The sequence below is a fragment of the Afipia sp. P52-10 genome (assembly GCF_000516555.1).
In the GTDB taxonomy this organism is placed as follows: Bacteria; Pseudomonadota; Alphaproteobacteria; order Rhizobiales; family Xanthobacteraceae; genus P52-10.
On the sequence record NZ_AZSJ01000007.1, the window covers coordinates 908,879 to 924,124 of the forward strand.

Here is a 15,246-nt window from a genome sequence, read left to right on the forward strand (position 1 = left end):
GCGATGCGCGAATGAAATCGCGAAACGACAATGCACGACGCGCGAAGAAACCAAGCATTCGTTTGTCAACTTTAAAGAAATCCCTGCGGCGCAGGCACTTCTCGATTGCAACAAAACTCTCGCAGCAAGACTCACACGAACACTGAAGAGCATCACGCATTTTAAAACGGGCGCTTCGCGGACTCTGAGTCGTCGCGATTGGCAACGAAAAAATTTTCGAGGAAAACTCCTTCGCACCCCCGAGGCGGGGCGAAAAGCGTGCGCAAAGGCCGAATCGGTGCGCTCTCGATTCGCAAGAGAGTCGCAACAACGCGGCGCACGATGCAGTGCCGCAAGGCGTTCGCAGACGGCATCGGTGACGAACCATCGCTCCGTTTTTCGCGGTCGGACGATCGACAACGGGAGCGTTCAGTCTCCCGAACAACGATGTGAGGGGACGATCGCTGCGATGATGCAGCCGATCAGAGGCCGAGCTTGCTCTTCAGCAAGTCGTTGACGGCTTGCGGGTTCACCTTGCCGCCGGATGCTTTCATCACCTGGCCGACAAACCAGCCGATCAACGCCGGTTTTGCCTTTGCTTGCGCCACTTTATCCGGATTCGCGGCAATGATGTCGTCAACGACCTTCGCGATCGCGCCAAGATCGGTCACCTGCTTCATGCCGCGCGCTTCCACCAGCGCTTCCGGATCACCGCCTTCGGTCCAGACGATCTCGAACAGATCCTTGGCGATCTTGCCGGAGATCGTCCCCGCGCCGATCAGGTTGACGATGCTTGCAAGCTGCACCGACGACACCGGCGAAGATGCGATATCTTTCGCTTCCTTGTTCAGCCGCCCCGACAGCTCGTTGATCACCCAGTTGGCGGCAAGCTTTCCGTCGCGTGCGCGATCCTTCAGCCCGCCCAGCACAGCCTCGAAAAACTCTGCATTCTCACGTTCGGCGACGAGCACGCCGGCATCGTAAGGAGTCAGCGCAAAGTCCTTGATGAATCTCGCTTTCTTTTCATCCGGCAGCTCGGGAAGATGCGCCCTTAGATCATCGACGAAGCTCTGCGTGAATTCGAGCGGCAGCAGGTCGGGATCGGGAAAATACCTATAGTCGTGCGCCTCTTCCTTGGAGCGCATCGAGCGCGTCTCACCCTTGCCGGGATCGAACAGCCGCGTCTCCTGATCGATCGCGCCGCCGTCCTCGATGATTTCGATCTGTCGGCGCGCCTCGTAGTCGATCGCCTGACCGATGAAACGGATCGAATTGACGTTCTTGATTTCGCAGCGGGTGCCGAGCGGCTCGCCGGGACGGCGGACCGACACGTTGACGTCGGCGCGCAGGTTCCCCTTCTCCATATCGCCGTCGCAGGTGCCGAGGTAACGCAGGATGGAGCGCAGCTTGGTGACATAGGCGCGCGCCTGCTCCGACGAACGGATGTCGGGCTTGGATACGATTTCCATCAGCGCGACGCCGGAGCGGTTCAGGTCCACATAGGACATGCTGGGATGCTGATCGTGCAGCAACTTGCCCGCATCCTGCTCCAGATGCAGCCGCTCGATGCCAACCGTGACGGTCTCGCCATCCTCCAGATCGATCACCACCTCACCCTCGCCGACGATCGGCGACTTGAACTGGCTGATCTGATAGCCCTGCGGCAGATCGGGATAGAAGTAATTCTTTCGATCGAACACCGACTTCAGATTGATCTTTGCCTTCAATCCGAGCCCGGTGCGCACCGCCTGCCGGACGCATTCCTCGTTGATCACCGGCAACATGCCCGGCATCGCGGCGTCGATCAGCGACACCTGGTTGTTCGGCGCTCCGCCGAACACCGTCGCGGCCCCGGAGAACAGCTTGGCATTCGACGTCACCTGGGCATGGATCTCCATGCCGATGACGACTTCCCAGTCGCCGGTTGCGCCGCGGATCAATTTCGAAGACGTTTTCACGGGTGCGTTCATCGCCGCGCTTTTACCCTCTCGAAGGGGCGGAGAAAACCCCCGCAACGCAATCAAAGTCCAGCGAGGAAGCCCCGTACCACCGAGCTCGCCCGCAGCGCATCCCGCCCGGCCGCAATCACTTCCTCGACCTGGGCTGGCGGAAGCTGGAAACGGGTCGGGACCGCTTCGAGCTGAGCGGCACGCGCCGGCTCGAGCTCGCTGAAGCTGATCCGGCCGATGAAGAACTTCAGATCGCGGCAATTCCAGCCCGGCCGCACCCCGAGCCTTGTCCGCTCCGCGGCCGACAACCCACAGCGCCAGCGGATCAGCGCCGCCTGCCAGTCGGTCATCGTGCGGTTGAAGGCCGTGTAGCTCGCGCTGACGCTTGCATCCATCGTCGTATCGATCGCGGCCTTCACGAGCTCCAGGCCGCCCGGTCCTTCGACCGTGTTGATCCAGTCGCCGGTCAGGCCGGTCTTGGCATCGACCACCAGAAACAACAGCCGCCGCAGCTTCACCGCCTGCGCCGCAGTCAGCGGACCATAGGGCGTCTCGGACGATTCCCGCTCCACTGTCAGACCTGACAGGCCATAATTATCGACAAGTCCGCCATCGAGCAGCTTGATGAAAGGCACGGCGCCTTCGCGATACCTGCCGATCGCATCGGCGTAGGCGGTCAGCATCGGCGAGGTGTTGCGCTGCGTGCGTGCGCGTGAGACCCAGCGCGGCAACGGGTCGTTACATGTCCCGGGGAACGCCTGCACCACCACCGGCGCAAAGGCGAGCGGCACCGCGGCGGAAGCTGCGACCGCGTTCGACAGCGGATAGGCGGACAGGTCACTGCAGATCGCGGTGAAGGCGGTCGTGCTGAAGATGAAGGGGGTGCGATTGTAGATATCGGAGGCGTTGATCCAGACCATCGGACGCTTACCGCCGATCAGGTTGCCGAACGTGGCTCCGTTGAACAGGTTGGCATCAAGCCAGCGCGTGAATCCGGTCTGATCGTTGACGCCGCCGCCCAATGCCCGACCGAGCGTGCCGAGCGAGACGGTCGTGGTCAGACTCTCTTCTGCATTGCGGAGCAGAAACCGTTCGCGGAAATCGGCGAGCGCATCCCGCATCCTCAGCCCGTAATAGGCGGCGGTCACTGATCCGCCGGACACGCCCGAGATGAAGCCGACGCGATCGACCAGCGCGCCTTGCGCGCCACGCACCGGAATGCGGTTCATCTCCTCGAGCACGCCGAATGAAAATGCTGCAGCTCTCGTCCCCCCTCCAGAGAAGGCAAGCCCGACCGCGGTATCGTCAATGTCACCTTGGCTTTCGAGGCCGATATTCAGCTTCTCGACAACGCTTCCGTTCGCCGGAATGTTGACGGGCATGTTGTAGATGGTCGCGCACCCGACAAGCGTGGTGCACGCCAGCAGTATCGACACAATACGACGCATACCGAACGACCCGACCTTCGCCGGAGAGCCAAGGGCCGGGAACCCCTCTGACAAGACTACGAGACGCTAACAGGGAACACTTAATCGTCCCCATACGCATCGTGAGCATGGTTAATATGTGGCGGATGTTGGCCGGAACGCGAGCGCCTTCGTCGCAGGAAACCGAAACCGGCCGCTACCACCACCGCTTCGGCGAAAAACGGCCCGCCGCCTGCTCGATCACCTCACCGAGCGAGAACAGCGTTTCCTCGTCGAACGGGCGGCCGATCAGTTGCAGGCCGAGTGGCAGCCCCTGAGCGTCGGTGCCCGCGGGAACCGCAATACCGGGCAGCCCCGCCATATTCACCGTCACGGTGAAGATGTCGTTGAGGTACATCTCGACCGGGTCGGCCTTCCCCTTCTCGCCGACGCCAAAAGCAGCCGATGGCGTCGCCGGGGTCAGGATCGCCTGCACGCCTTTGGCGAAGCAGTCCTCGAAATCCTTCTTGATCAGCGTCCGCACCTTCTGCGCCCGCAGATAGTAGGCATCGTAATAGCCCGCTGACAGAACGTAGGTGCCGATCATGACACGACGGCGCACTTCCGCACCGAAACCCGCGGCTCGCGTATTCTCGTACATGTCGACGATATTGCGGCCCTGCTCGCGCAGGCCGTAACGCACGCCGTCGTAACGCGCGAGGTTGGACGACGCCTCCGCCGGCGCAACGATGTAGTACGCCGGCAGCGCGTACTTCGTGTGCGGCAGCGACACTTCGACAAGCTCAGCGCCCGCAGCCTTCAACCACTCCGCACCCTGCGCCCACAGCTTGTTGATCTCACCCGGCATACCATCGAGGCGATATTCCTTCGGAATGCCGATCTTCATGCCCTTGACCGACTTGCCGACGGCCGCTTCGAAATCCGGCACCGGCACATTGACCGAGGTGGTATCCTTCGGATCGTGCCCCGACATCGAACGCATCAGGATCGCGGCATCGCGCACGGTCTTCGCCACAGGCCCAGCCTGATCGAGCGAAGACGCGAACGCAACGATCCCCCAACGCGAGCAGCGGCCGTAGGTCGGTTTGATGCCGACGATGCCCGCGAACGACGCCGGCTGACGGATCGAACCGCCAGTGTCGGTTGCGGTCGCACCGAGACACAGATTGGCAGCCACCGCCGCCGCCGAACCACCGGACGAGCCGCCAGGTACGAGCGCGGTCGCATCGCCCGCGCGCCGCCAGGGGTTCACGACCGGCCCGAAACACGACGTCTCGTTCGACGACCCCATCGCGAACTCGTCGTTGTTGAGCTTGCCGAGCAGCACGGCTCCGTCGCGCCAGAGCTGCGACGTCACGGTGGATTCGTACGGCGGCACGAAGTTGCCGAGGATCTTCGAACAGGCGGTGGTGCGGATCCCTTCGGTCGCGAACAGGTCCTTGATGCCGAGCGGAATGCCGTTCAGTGGCGCCCCCTCGCCCTTTCCGATCCTCTCGTCGGCTGCTCGCGCCATCTCGCGCGCACGATCATGCGTCGTCAGCACGTAGGCATTGAGCGCCTGCGCCTGATCGATCGCCGTCAGGTGGGCATCGGTCAATTCCAGCGACGTAAAGGATTTCTTGGCGAGACCCTCGCGGGCCTCCGCCAGCGTCAGCGACGTCAGGTCAGTCATTTCTCGTTGTCAGCTGGAGAGCAGAAGAAGGAGGATGAAGGCGTGTGCGTGGACAGCGTCTTGTCGTCGTCCCACGGATTGCGATTCCAGCGGGCGGCGGCATCCTTCTCGAGCTGGTTGAGAATCTCGTCCATGGCCTTGTCGGGATCGGCCATCTTACCCGCCCGCTCCTGGGCATCGATGTAGTTCATGTAGGCCTGATAGGCTTTCTCGTCCTGGCACAGCATGCACATGACACGATCCCTATTCGACGACCTTCGGCACCAGGAAGAAATGCTCTTCCGTAGCCGGCGCGTTGGCAACAATGGCATCGGCGATGCCGCCGTCGGTCACCTTGTCCTCGCGCTTCTTCATCTCCATCGGCGTCACCGACGTCATCGGCTCAACGCCTTCAACATTAACCTCGGCAAGCTGCTCGACAAATGCCAGCATGGCGTTGATCTCGCCCTGCAGGTGAGCCACTTCCTCGTCCTTGACCGCGATCCGCGCCAGGTGCGCGATCCGCCGGGTCGTGGCTGCATCGACTGCCATATATAATGTCTCCGGTCCCGAGAGGGATACTCCCACCGGCTATAACAGACTTGGCTTTTGCACCGCAACCGCATGGCCGCGAAAAGGAGGCGACGGCCTCCAAAAAGGTGATGCCGAACAAGGGGATGAGCCAAAGCCCTGATATGGCTCGGGCATCAGCTCAGATAGCTGATCAGCCGCTCATCTGGCTCAAGCGTGTCAGTGCCGCCCCCGCCAGCTCCCGAGTCAGGTCGGCCGCCGGCATCTCCCGGCCAAGCCGTAGCGCCTGCCCCGCCCACAGGTTGGTGAAATCGGTCTTCCCCAGCTTTTCCGCGGCTAGCTTCAGCGGCCCCATCGCGGTCGCCGCATGGGGGAATGGCGGCGCCTCCGCAGCGACCGGACCGACTTCGCGCATGACGCGGTTGGCGACGCCGCGCGCCGGACGGCCGGTCATGACGTTGGTGATCACCGTGGAGTCGTCATCGGCATCGGCCAGCACCTTGCGCGCCAGCGCGCTGACCTTCGATTCCGGCGTACGCAGATAGGCTGTGCCGACCTGCACGCCCGCTGCGCCAAGCGCCAGCGCCGCGGCGATGCCGCGGCCGTCAGCGATCCCGCCAGCGGCGATCACCGGCACCCGCACCGCGTCCACCACCTGCGGCACCAGCGCGAAGGTGCCGGGCTGATGGGCGATGCTCTCGGTCAGGAACATCCCGCGATGGCCACCGGCCTCTGCGCCCTGCGCGATGATCACGTCGGCACCGTTCGCCTCCAGCCACATCGCTTCGCGCACGATCGTCGCCGCGCCCACGACGATGCAGCCCGCATCCTTCACCCGCTTCAACAGCGCCTTGTCGGGCAAACCGAAGTGAAAGCTGACGACTTTCGGCCGCAGCTCTTCGACCAACGCGCACATCGCCGCGTCGAACGGCGCGCGGTTTGCGGCCGCGATATCCGCATTCGGATCGAGGCCGTGCTCCTGGAAATAAGACGCCAGGCGCTTGCGCCAGCGTGCGTCCTGCTCCGAGGTCATGCTGACGGCCGTATGGGAGAAGAAGTTCATGTTGAGGGGCGCCGACACGCGCTGGCGGAAGATGTTCACCTGTTCGCGCGCCTTCTCGACCGAGATCATCGCACACGGCAGCGATGCCAGCGCGCCACCCTGAGCCGCGCCGATCATGATGTCGACGTCCTGCACGCCGGCCATCGGCGCCTGCACGATGGGGACCTCGATACCAAACAGGTCGAGCAGTCTGCGATCCGGCCACATCGGGCGAACTCCTTAGCGTTGGCGCATTGATCAATCTGGGCATCGGACTCCCCGACCGCCACAGTGCGCGACGACGCGCAATGTCCGTCTGGCGCCATGAGCCCGGTTGTCCGAAGGTCCCGAAGGCCGCAGCACTGCAGCGCAAATCATCATCGAGAACGGGCGCATTGTGCCGACGGATTGCACTGCGGCAAGATATTCGTTGCACAAGTCCGGATTGCAGTGCGCACATGAACCCGACTTTCGTTGCAGCCATCCATCGCGCGGCTTGATGGCTTCCATCACAGCCCGCGATCACTCTCCGGCCGATCCGGCGTCCTCACCAGCCAAAACGCCGCTTCGGAACACTCTTCGATTTCGCGCGGGATGACGGCGGCTTTCCCTATGCAGGGCCGCAGGCCGGTGTTAGGCAGACTCCATGCCCGCCCCTGTCCTCCCGTTAATCGAAGCCGCACAGTTCTGGCCAGAGTCCGGCGCCCTGATCGGGCTCGACCTCGGTACCAAGACCATCGGCGTTGCGGTGTCCGATCCGGCGCGCCGCATCGCCACGGGCGTCGAGACGATCACTCGCAAGGCCTTCACGGCGGACGCCGCACGCCTGCTGGCGCTGGCCGCCGAGCGGCGGGTGGTTGGCATCGTGCTCGGCCTGCCGGTCAACATGGACGGAAGCGAAGGAGCCCGCGCGCAATCCACCCGCGCCTTCGCGCGTAACCTGTCGGGCAAGACCGACTTGTCGATCGCGCTCTGGGACGAACGGTTGTCCACCGCCGCCGTCGAGCGCGAGCTGATCGCTGCCGATGTCAGCCGCGCTAAGCGTGCCAAGGTGATCGACGAGCATGCGGCGATCTTCATCCTGCAAGGCGCGCTCGATCGGCTGACGACCCTCAAGCGCGAGAGCGGCACGTAAGCCGATGGCCGTCGTCCTTGCCGCCCTGCTGCCGGTGTTCCTGCTCATCGTCATGGGTTTCTGGCTGCGCCATTCGCTGCTGACCGAAGATGCGCACTGGATCGGCCTTGAACGTCTCGTCTACTACATACTGTTCCCCGCACTGCTGATCGAGACGTTGGCTCGTGCCAACCTGACCACCGTGCCGATCGGCGGCGTCGGCGGCGCGCTGATGCTGGCGGTGCTGACGATGGGCGCGTTCTGCCTGTTGATCCGCAGGCCGCTGCAAAGCGCGCTCGACGTCGATGGGCCTGCTTTCACCTCGATCTTTCAGGCCGCAACACGCTGGCAGACCTTCGTCGCACTCGCCGTCGCCGGCAACCTCTATGGCGATCTCGGCATCGCGCTGGCCTCGGTGGCGATGGTGGCGATGATCCCGCTACTCAATGTCATGAGCGTCGCCGTGCTCGCGCATTACGCGCGGCCGCAACGCCTGTCATGGCCGCAGATCCTGCTCACCGTGGCGCGCAACCCGTTCATCTGGGCCTGCGTAATCGGCCTTGCGCTGAACGTTCTCAACGTGCCTGTGCCGAAGGTCGCCTACGACTTCGCTAACGCGCTTGGCCGTTCATCATTGGCGATCGGCCTGCTGGTGGTCGGCGCCGGACTGCAGCTCAGCATGATCCGTCCCACCGCGCCCGTGACGCTGACGGTCATTTTGAAGCTGATAGCGATGCCGTCGATCGCGGTGAGCTATGCCCTGCTGTTCGGCCTGTCCGGAACAAATCTCGCGGTCGTCGCCTGCTGCGCATCGGTGCCGGCGGCATCGAACGCTTACGTGCTGGCGAAGCAGATGGGTGGCGACGCACCGCTCCTCGCACAGATATTGACCTTGCAGACGATCCTGGCAGTGCTGACGATGCCGATCGTGATCTCGCTCGTCCGATAACCGGAACACCGCCGGCTCCAAACAAGACAAGAGGCCGCGCTGCCGCAGCCTCCTGTGCTCATCCAAACCCGTAAGAACCACTACTGGTTCGGATTGTAGTTGGCACCGAAGCGGCCATCGTTGAAATTGATGCCACCACCGCTGACAGCCGGCGGAACGGCAAGGTTATATGACCCGCGGAAGGATTGCTGACGCACATATGCTGCGTCAGACGCAGACCCTCTGTGAACGTGTGTCGCCACACTTTTCGTGCGCGCAGAGCGCGCTTCCGCTGATGGCATCGAGAACGCTGCCGCGCCGATAACCGCAAAAGCCAATGCCAGTTTCGCTGTGGTGCTGATCATTCGAAAATCTCCTGACAGACATTTCCGCGATTGAACGTTCGTTCATGTCGCGCTGCGGTCTGCAGGTGGCTTTTGCCCTCGCACTGCACAAGGGGCGTTGAACTTTTTGTCATTGGGGAGGGATTATCGAGCGACAATGACAGCGTCGTGAGACGAGCGGACGATTTCGTCTCGCACTGGGCTTTCGATGAGAAAAATCATCTGCCGTGCGCACATCAAAAGAAAGAGGAGATCGCGTCGCGATCTCCTCCCTACTTAGTGCGATCAGCGCGTAATTCGATCGCAGCTCTGCGTTTTCGCGTTAGCCGCCGTTGGGATTGTAGTTTGTGCCCGGAACCGGCGCGCTGCGCGGACGGCCATAATAGCCATAGCCCGGCCCATCATAGTAGCCGTCATAGCTGCGATAGCGAGGCTGGTAGTAGTTGTAGCTGTCGCCGTAATAGCCGCCACCATAGTAGCCGCTATCGTAGTAGCCGTTCGGATAGTAGTAGCGCGGCTGTGACGCTGCGGCCGCCATGGCGCCAAGCGCCAGCGCACCGGCGGCGATGCCGAAACCGATCGCAGCATTGCGGCCGCCGCGCGCCTCTGCGGAAGGCACCGAGAGCGCTATCGCGCCCGCGACACCAAGCGCCGTCGCTAACTTCCAGCCAGAAAACGTGCGAGCCGTGCTCATGTCCTTCTCCTCATAACGCCACACACTGAACGGTTGTTCATCGCGTCGCGGCAAGCTGCGGTGGAAACTCACCAGGTCCCGACATGGTTCCGATGCCGGATCGCCGCAAGATCATACGCAATGAACTTTCGGTAACCTGTCCAAGCAACGATGGTGCATCGGCTGCGCTGAACCGCCGGTGAATGGCGGCAGAGAGCGATCAACTCACGAACCACAACGCCTGCAGCGAGGCGGTGAGATTGTAGAAGGCGTGAGTGATCACGGTCAGCCAGGTCGAGTTGCTCCACGCCCGCAGTGTGCCGAACAGCAGGCCGATGGCGAAGATGCCAGTGACATAGAACCATTCGTACTGGACGTGGATCACCGCGAACAAGGCGGCAGTGAGGACGATTGCACCGGCGGGCCTTAGGAATGTCACCGACCAGCCGCGATACATGAACCCGCGGAAGATGAATTCCTCGCCGATCGGCGCCGCAAAGCAGAAGCCGGCGAGCACCAGCCAGATCAAACCTGACTCACGCGCGGTCCGCATACTGGTCAGCGAAAATTCGGGAGCCAGCGGATAGCCGCACAGGTAAGCAGCGACATCGAGCAGGATCAGCAGCACCGCCGACGCTGCGAGCGCAATGCCGAGCTGACGCCAGCTCGGCCAGCGCAACGCCAGGTATCCCGCGAACGATCGCCGCGCCAGACGGATTGCGATCCAGAGCACCACGAGCCCGGCCGGCAGACCGGCCAATACGGAAAGAGCCACCGTGCCTCCGTGCTGGCCGATGGCTTTCAAACCTTCTTCCGAGAGGTCGAGGTCGGTGAAAACACCGAGCACGCCGATGAGCGCGAACACCTGCGCAAGCGACATGGCGCCGAAAGCGAGGCCACCCCAAAAGGTTGTGCCGAACAATTTCCAGGTTCGCGGCGGCTTCGATACAGGTTTTTGGGCGATTTCAGTGCATTCTACAGACGACATACGGCCCCTCTGAGCGGTTGGTGGCACCCTGCGCCCAGCCGGTTCAAACTTTATGAAAGAGCGGCGGGAACATGCTCCCGCGGCACCTGTTCTTCCCCCGAACAGCCGAAGGGCGAGATCGCAGGGGAAATGTCATCTTTGCCCAAGGGAAGGCTTCTCAGGGCACATGGTTTCCCCTATAGAACCGACTTTAATGACTTCCGCACCGAAATCGTCGTTCGTCCTCGGCCACCGCCATCTGCTTGGCATCGAGGGGCTTTCCGTCGCCGACATCACAGGCCTTCTCGACCTTTCCGAAGAGTTCGTCGAGCTCAACCGGCAGATCGAGAAGAAGACCACCTATCTGCGCGGCCGCACGCAAATCAACCTGTTCTTCGAAGCCTCCACCCGCACTCAGTCCTCGTTCGAGATCGCCGGCAAGCGGCTCGGCGCCGACGTGATGAACATGTCGGTCTCCTCGTCCTCGATGCGTAAGGGCGAGACGCTGATCGACACCGCTGTCACGCTGAACGCCATGCACCCGGATATCCTGGTCGTGCGCCATCACGCCTCCGGCGCTGTGGAACTGCTGGCGCGCAAGGTGGATGGTTCAGTCATCAATGCCGGAGACGGTGCGCACGAGCACCCGACCCAGGCGCTGCTGGACGCGCTCACCATCCGCCGCAACAAGGGCCGGATCGAGGGGCTGACGGTGGCGATCTGCGGCGACGTCCTGCACTCGCGCGTCGCCCGCTCCAACATTCTGCTGCTCACCACCATGGGCGCGCGCGTCCGTGTCGTCGCCCCCTCCACGCTGCTGCCGCCCGGCATCGAGAAAATGGGTGTCGAGGTCGCGCGCGACATGCGCGAGGGATTGAACGGCGCCGATATCGTCATGATGCTGCGCCTGCAGCGCGAGCGCATGAACGGCTCGTTCGTGCCTTCGAGCCAGGAATACTTCCAGTATTTCGGCCTCGACCAGAAGAAGCTCAATTACGCCAAGCCGGACGCGCTGGTGATGCATCCAGGTCCGATGAACCGCGGCGTGGAGATCGACTCGCTGGTCGCCGATGGCGCGCAGTCGCTGATCCGCGAGCAGGTGGAAATGGGCGTGGCCGTGCGGATGGCGGTGCTCGAAGCACTCGCCCGCAACCTGCCCAATGCGTAACCGCCATGATCGTCCGTTCAAAGAAGAAGCCGTAAGCCCATGCTGACGGAACGCCGTCCTATCCTGCTCGCCAACGCCCGCATCGTCGACCCGTCCCGCGGCATCGACGAACGCGGCGACGTGCTGATCACCGATGGCCTGATCCGCGAAGCGAAGCGCGGCATCGGCGCCGCCGGCGTCCCGGAAGGCACCGACATCATCGACTGCGGCGGCAAGGTGGTTGCGCCCGGCCTGATCGATATGGGCGCCTTCATCGGCGAACCCGGCGCCAACCATCGCGAGACGCTGGCAAGCGCGAGCGCGGCCGCTGCCGCCTCCGGCATCACCACCATCGTCTGCCGCCCCGATACGTCGCCGGTGATCGACAACTCCGCCACGGTCGATTTCGTGATGCGCCGGGCACGGGACACCGCGATCGTTCACATCCAGCCGATGGCGGCCCTCACCAAGGGCTTGCGCGGCGAAGAGATGACCGAGATCGGCCTCTTGAAGGCCGCCGGCGCGATCGCCTTCACCGATGCCGGCAAGAGCGTCACCAATGCCCTCGTGATGCGACGCGCCCTCACCTATGCCAAGGATTTCGGCGCGCTGATCGTCCATCACACCGAAGATCCGAACCTGGTCGGCGAAGGCGTGATGAACGAAGGCGAACTCGCCGCGCGGCTCGGTCTCGCCGGCGTGCCGACGGCGGCGGAAGCCGTCATGCTCGAACGCGACATGCGCCTGGTCGCACTCACCGGTGGCCGTTACCACGCATCGTCGCTCACCTGCATCGAGTCGCTGGATATCCTGAAGCGGGCCAAGGACGCCGGGCTGAACGTCAGCGCGTCGGCCTCGATCAACCATGTGACGCTGAACGAAAACGACATAGGGCCCTACCGCACCTATCTGAAGCTGTCGCCTCCGCTGCGCACCGAGGCGGATCGCGCGGCGCTCGCCGCCGCCGTCGACTCCGGACTGATCGACACGGTGATATCCGATCACAATCCGCACGACGTCGAAACCAAGCGCCTGCCATTTGCGGAGGCCGAGGCCGGCGCGATCGGGCTCGAGACGATGCTGCCCGCAGGCTTGCGGCTGGTGCACAACGGCGAAGTCACGCTGATGTCGCTGATCCGCGCCATGTCCACGCGCCCGGCCGAACTGCTCGGGCTACCGGGTGGAACGTTGCGTCCCGGCGCACCGGCCGATCTGGTCGTCATCGATCTCGATACGCCTTGGGTCGTCGATCCGGCGAAGTTGCGCTCATCCTGCAAGAATACGCCGTTCGACGAGGCCAAGTTCACGGGGGGCGCTGTGCGGACCATTGCGGGCGGCCGCACGGTGTTTCAGCGGGCGATGCCGTAACGCCATCGCAACTGAACGGCGCCGTTCAGCCAACCATGCAGCCGCGCTTTCCGATTGAAATGAGACATCGTCCAAAATAACGTCGTCCTGCCGGATGACCGCAACCGGCGGCGACAGGCGCAGCAACAACGATAGCAACAACGATAACGTGCGGCTTGAAAACGGCGGGCTTGGAAATGGCAAGCTTGGGGATGTCATGCTGGCTCTGAATCTCACGATCGCATTCCTGATCGGCTACCTGTTCGGCTCGGTGCCGTTCGGCCTGCTGCTGACTCGGCTCGCCGGCGGCGGTGACATCCGCGCCATCGGCTCCGGCAATATCGGCGCGACCAACGTGCTGCGGACCGGCCGCAAGGGTCTCGCCGCAGCGACACTGATCTGCGATGCGCTGAAGGGCACCTTTGCCGTGCTCGTCGGCGGCGCCATCGCGGGCCCCAATGGCGCCATCGTCGCGGCGCTCGGCGCGTTCCTCGGCCATCTCTTTCCGGTCTGGCTCAAATTCAAGGGCGGCAAAGGCGTCGCGACCTATATCGGTCTCCTGATCGGCCTGATCTGGCCGGCCGCACTGGCCTTCTGTGCGATCTGGCTCGCGGTCGCACTGCTCACCCGCTACTCATCGGCAGCGGCACTGATCGCCAGCCTCGCCACGCCGTTTCTGCTCTGGGGCTATGACCATCCGGCGCTTGCGGTTCTGTTCGCCGCGTTGACCGCGCTGTTGTGGTTCATGCATCGCGGCAACATCACGAAGCTGATGGCTGGGACCGAGTCCAAGATCGGCGCGAGGGCCTGATTGAGCCCCGTCCTCTCCGACGCGCAACGTATCGACTGGCTGCGGCTGATCCGTTCGGAGAATGTGGGGCCGCGTACATTCCGCCATCTGGTCAACCACACCGGCAGCGCCAGTGCCGCGCTGAAGGCTCTTCCCGATCTCGCCCGCCGTGGCGGGGCCGCCCGTTCGGGCCGGATCTGTTCGGAGGACGAAGCGAGACGCGAGATCGCTGCTGCGCGCGCGATGGGCGTTAGCCTCGTCGCCCCCGGCGAGCATGGTTATCCGGCGCGGCTGACGACGATCGATGATGCTCCGCCGCTGCTGGCGATCCGCGGACAGGCCGACGCACTGATGCGGCCGATGATCGCCATCGTCGGCTCGCGCAACGCCTCCGCGGCCGGGATCAAATTCACCCAGACCTTGACCACGGACCTGGCCGTCGCCGGCTTTGCGATCGTATCCGGGCTTGCGCGCGGCATCGATCATGCGGCTCATCGTGCCAGCGTGGCGAGCGGCACGGTTGCGGTACTAGCGGGCGGGCATGCGCAGATCTATCCGCCCGAGCACGAACCGTTGCTGCAGGCGATCGTCAGCGGCCCGGGCGGGGCCATCTCGGAGATGCCCCTCATGCATGCGCCGAGAGCGCGCGACTTTCCTCGCCGCAACCGACTGATCGCAGGGGCCGCCGTTGGCGTTGTCATCGTTGAAGCCGCCGAGCGCTCCGGTTCGCTGATTACTGCACGAATGGCTGCCGAACAGGGCCGCGAGGTGTTTGCCGTTCCCGGCTCACCGCTCGATCCCCGCGCGGCTGGTACCAATGGTCTGCTCAAGCAAGGCGCGACCCTCGTCACCTCTGCCATAGACATTATAAATGCCGTCGATCCGATCCTTGAACGGCCGCTTAAGGGCTTGTTCGAGGAGCCTGAGGCGCCTGCCTCCGAACCGGACAATCCGGACCGGAGCCGGATCGTCGCCCTACTCGGCCCCTCACCCGTGAGCATGGACGACCTCATCCGCCTGTCGGGAGCGTCGGCTTCGGCGGTCCGGATCGTTCTGCTGGAGCTGGAACTCGCCGGCCGGCTCGAGCGGCACGGCGGTGGACTGGTATCACTGCTCTGACGGGTCACGGACCCGGTAACGGCTTCGCCACAGCCTTTTCTCCTCATCCGCCTCCATCTTCACCATGTCGAGCAGATAAACGAGCGTATCCATCCCATGTCGCCGGGCAATCAGCGCGAGATTGTCCGCGACCGACCCGATGTAATCGGCGGCCTCGAATTCATTGCCGGTCCGCGCGGGCTCGTGCTTGGTCCCGTCACCGTCCGGTCCTCCATCGCGTGGCTTGGAGACCATAGAT

16 protein-coding genes are annotated in these 15,246 nt (G+C 63.5%); 6 read left to right on the top strand and 10 right to left on the bottom strand.

All coding sequences use genetic code 11. The features are described from left to right. Positions 1-461: 461 nt before the first annotated feature. From gatB to X566_RS21550, 6 genes are all read right to left on the bottom strand, one after another. A complete protein-coding gene (gene gatB / locus X566_RS21525) occupies positions 462-1,949 on the bottom strand; it encodes an Asp-tRNA(Asn)/Glu-tRNA(Gln) amidotransferase subunit GatB (protein ID WP_034471407.1) in 1,488 nt (495 codons plus the stop codon). A gap of 50 nt (positions 1,950-1,999) precedes the next feature. Then, positions 2,000-3,376 (bottom strand): patatin-like phospholipase family protein, encoded by a 1,377-nt coding sequence (locus tag X566_RS21530; RefSeq protein ID WP_034471412.1) that lies wholly within the window; start codon positions 3,374-3,376, stop codon positions 2,000-2,002. Between the two features lie 175 nt (positions 3,377-3,551). Beyond that, positions 3,552-5,027: an Asp-tRNA(Asn)/Glu-tRNA(Gln) amidotransferase subunit GatA gene (gene gatA / locus X566_RS21535; protein ID WP_034471414.1), complete on the bottom strand. Its 1,476-nt coding sequence runs from the start codon at positions 5,025-5,027 to the stop codon at positions 3,552-3,554. After that, entirely contained in the window at positions 5,024-5,260 is a 237-nt protein-coding gene (locus X566_RS21540; RefSeq protein ID WP_034471416.1) for a hypothetical protein, read from the bottom strand. The genes gatA and X566_RS21540 overlap by 4 nt, the downstream gene beginning before the upstream one ends. Positions 5,261-5,270: 10 nt before the next feature. After that, the gene (gene gatC / locus X566_RS21545) at positions 5,271-5,558 is read right to left on the bottom strand and encodes an Asp-tRNA(Asn)/Glu-tRNA(Gln) amidotransferase subunit GatC (protein ID WP_034471418.1); all 288 of its coding nucleotides are present in this window, start codon (positions 5,556-5,558) and stop codon (positions 5,271-5,273) included. Between the two features lie 172 nt (positions 5,559-5,730). Next, positions 5,731-6,807, bottom strand: a complete 1,077-nt coding sequence (locus X566_RS21550; RefSeq protein ID WP_034471420.1) for a nitronate monooxygenase family protein — start codon at positions 6,805-6,807, stop codon at positions 5,731-5,733. A gap of 418 nt (positions 6,808-7,225) precedes the next feature. On the opposite strand from X566_RS21550, the gene ruvX reads away from it, so the two are divergent. Both ruvX and X566_RS21560 read left to right on the top strand, forming a co-directional pair. Then, a complete protein-coding gene (gene ruvX / locus X566_RS21555; RefSeq protein ID WP_034471426.1) occupies positions 7,226-7,714 on the top strand; it encodes a Holliday junction resolvase RuvX in 489 nt (162 codons plus the stop codon). Positions 7,715-7,718: 4 nt separating this feature from the next. After that, on the top strand, positions 7,719-8,642 hold the full coding sequence (locus tag X566_RS21560; RefSeq protein WP_034471427.1) for an AEC family transporter: 924 nt from the start codon (positions 7,719-7,721) through the stop codon (positions 8,640-8,642). A gap of 80 nt (positions 8,643-8,722) precedes the next feature. On the opposite strand, the gene X566_RS21565 is transcribed toward X566_RS21560, so the two are convergent. The 3 genes from X566_RS21565 to X566_RS21575 form a co-directional block, all read right to left on the bottom strand. After that, on the bottom strand, positions 8,723-8,986 hold the full coding sequence (locus X566_RS21565) for a hypothetical protein (protein WP_034471428.1): 264 nt from the start codon (positions 8,984-8,986) through the stop codon (positions 8,723-8,725). Positions 8,987-9,287: 301 nt separating this feature from the next. Next, positions 9,288-9,659, bottom strand: a complete 372-nt coding sequence (locus tag X566_RS24115; RefSeq protein WP_081740498.1) for a hypothetical protein — start codon at positions 9,657-9,659, stop codon at positions 9,288-9,290. Between the two features lie 199 nt (positions 9,660-9,858). Then, the gene (locus tag X566_RS21575; protein WP_206538718.1) at positions 9,859-10,560 is read right to left on the bottom strand and encodes a CPBP family intramembrane glutamic endopeptidase; all 702 of its coding nucleotides are present in this window, start codon (positions 10,558-10,560) and stop codon (positions 9,859-9,861) included. Between the two features lie 259 nt (positions 10,561-10,819). On the opposite strand from X566_RS21575, the gene X566_RS21580 reads away from it, so the two are divergent. From X566_RS21580 to dprA, 4 genes are all read left to right on the top strand, one after another. Further along, positions 10,820-11,773 carry an aspartate carbamoyltransferase catalytic subunit gene (locus tag X566_RS21580; RefSeq protein ID WP_034471431.1) on the top strand — a complete coding sequence of 318 codons (954 nt, stop codon included), beginning with the start codon at positions 10,820-10,822 and terminating at the stop codon, positions 11,771-11,773. Positions 11,774-11,812: 39 nt separating this feature from the next. Continuing rightward, complete coding sequence (locus X566_RS21585) at positions 11,813-13,120, top strand: dihydroorotase (protein WP_034471433.1); 1,308 nt, start codon at positions 11,813-11,815, stop codon at positions 13,118-13,120. Positions 13,121-13,316: 196 nt separating this feature from the next. Continuing rightward, the gene (gene plsY, locus X566_RS21590) at positions 13,317-13,910 is read left to right on the top strand and encodes a glycerol-3-phosphate 1-O-acyltransferase PlsY (RefSeq protein ID WP_034472714.1); all 594 of its coding nucleotides are present in this window, start codon (positions 13,317-13,319) and stop codon (positions 13,908-13,910) included. Beyond that, a complete protein-coding gene (gene dprA, locus X566_RS21595; RefSeq protein WP_034471436.1) occupies positions 13,911-15,008 on the top strand; it encodes a DNA-processing protein DprA in 1,098 nt (365 codons plus the stop codon). It abuts the gene before it with no gap. On the opposite strand, the gene X566_RS21600 is transcribed toward dprA, so the two are convergent. Continuing rightward, positions 14,997-15,242 (bottom strand): hypothetical protein, encoded by a 246-nt coding sequence (locus X566_RS21600; RefSeq protein ID WP_034471438.1) that lies wholly within the window; start codon positions 15,240-15,242, stop codon positions 14,997-14,999. The genes dprA and X566_RS21600 overlap by 12 nt on opposite strands. Positions 15,243-15,246 lie beyond the last annotated feature (4 nt).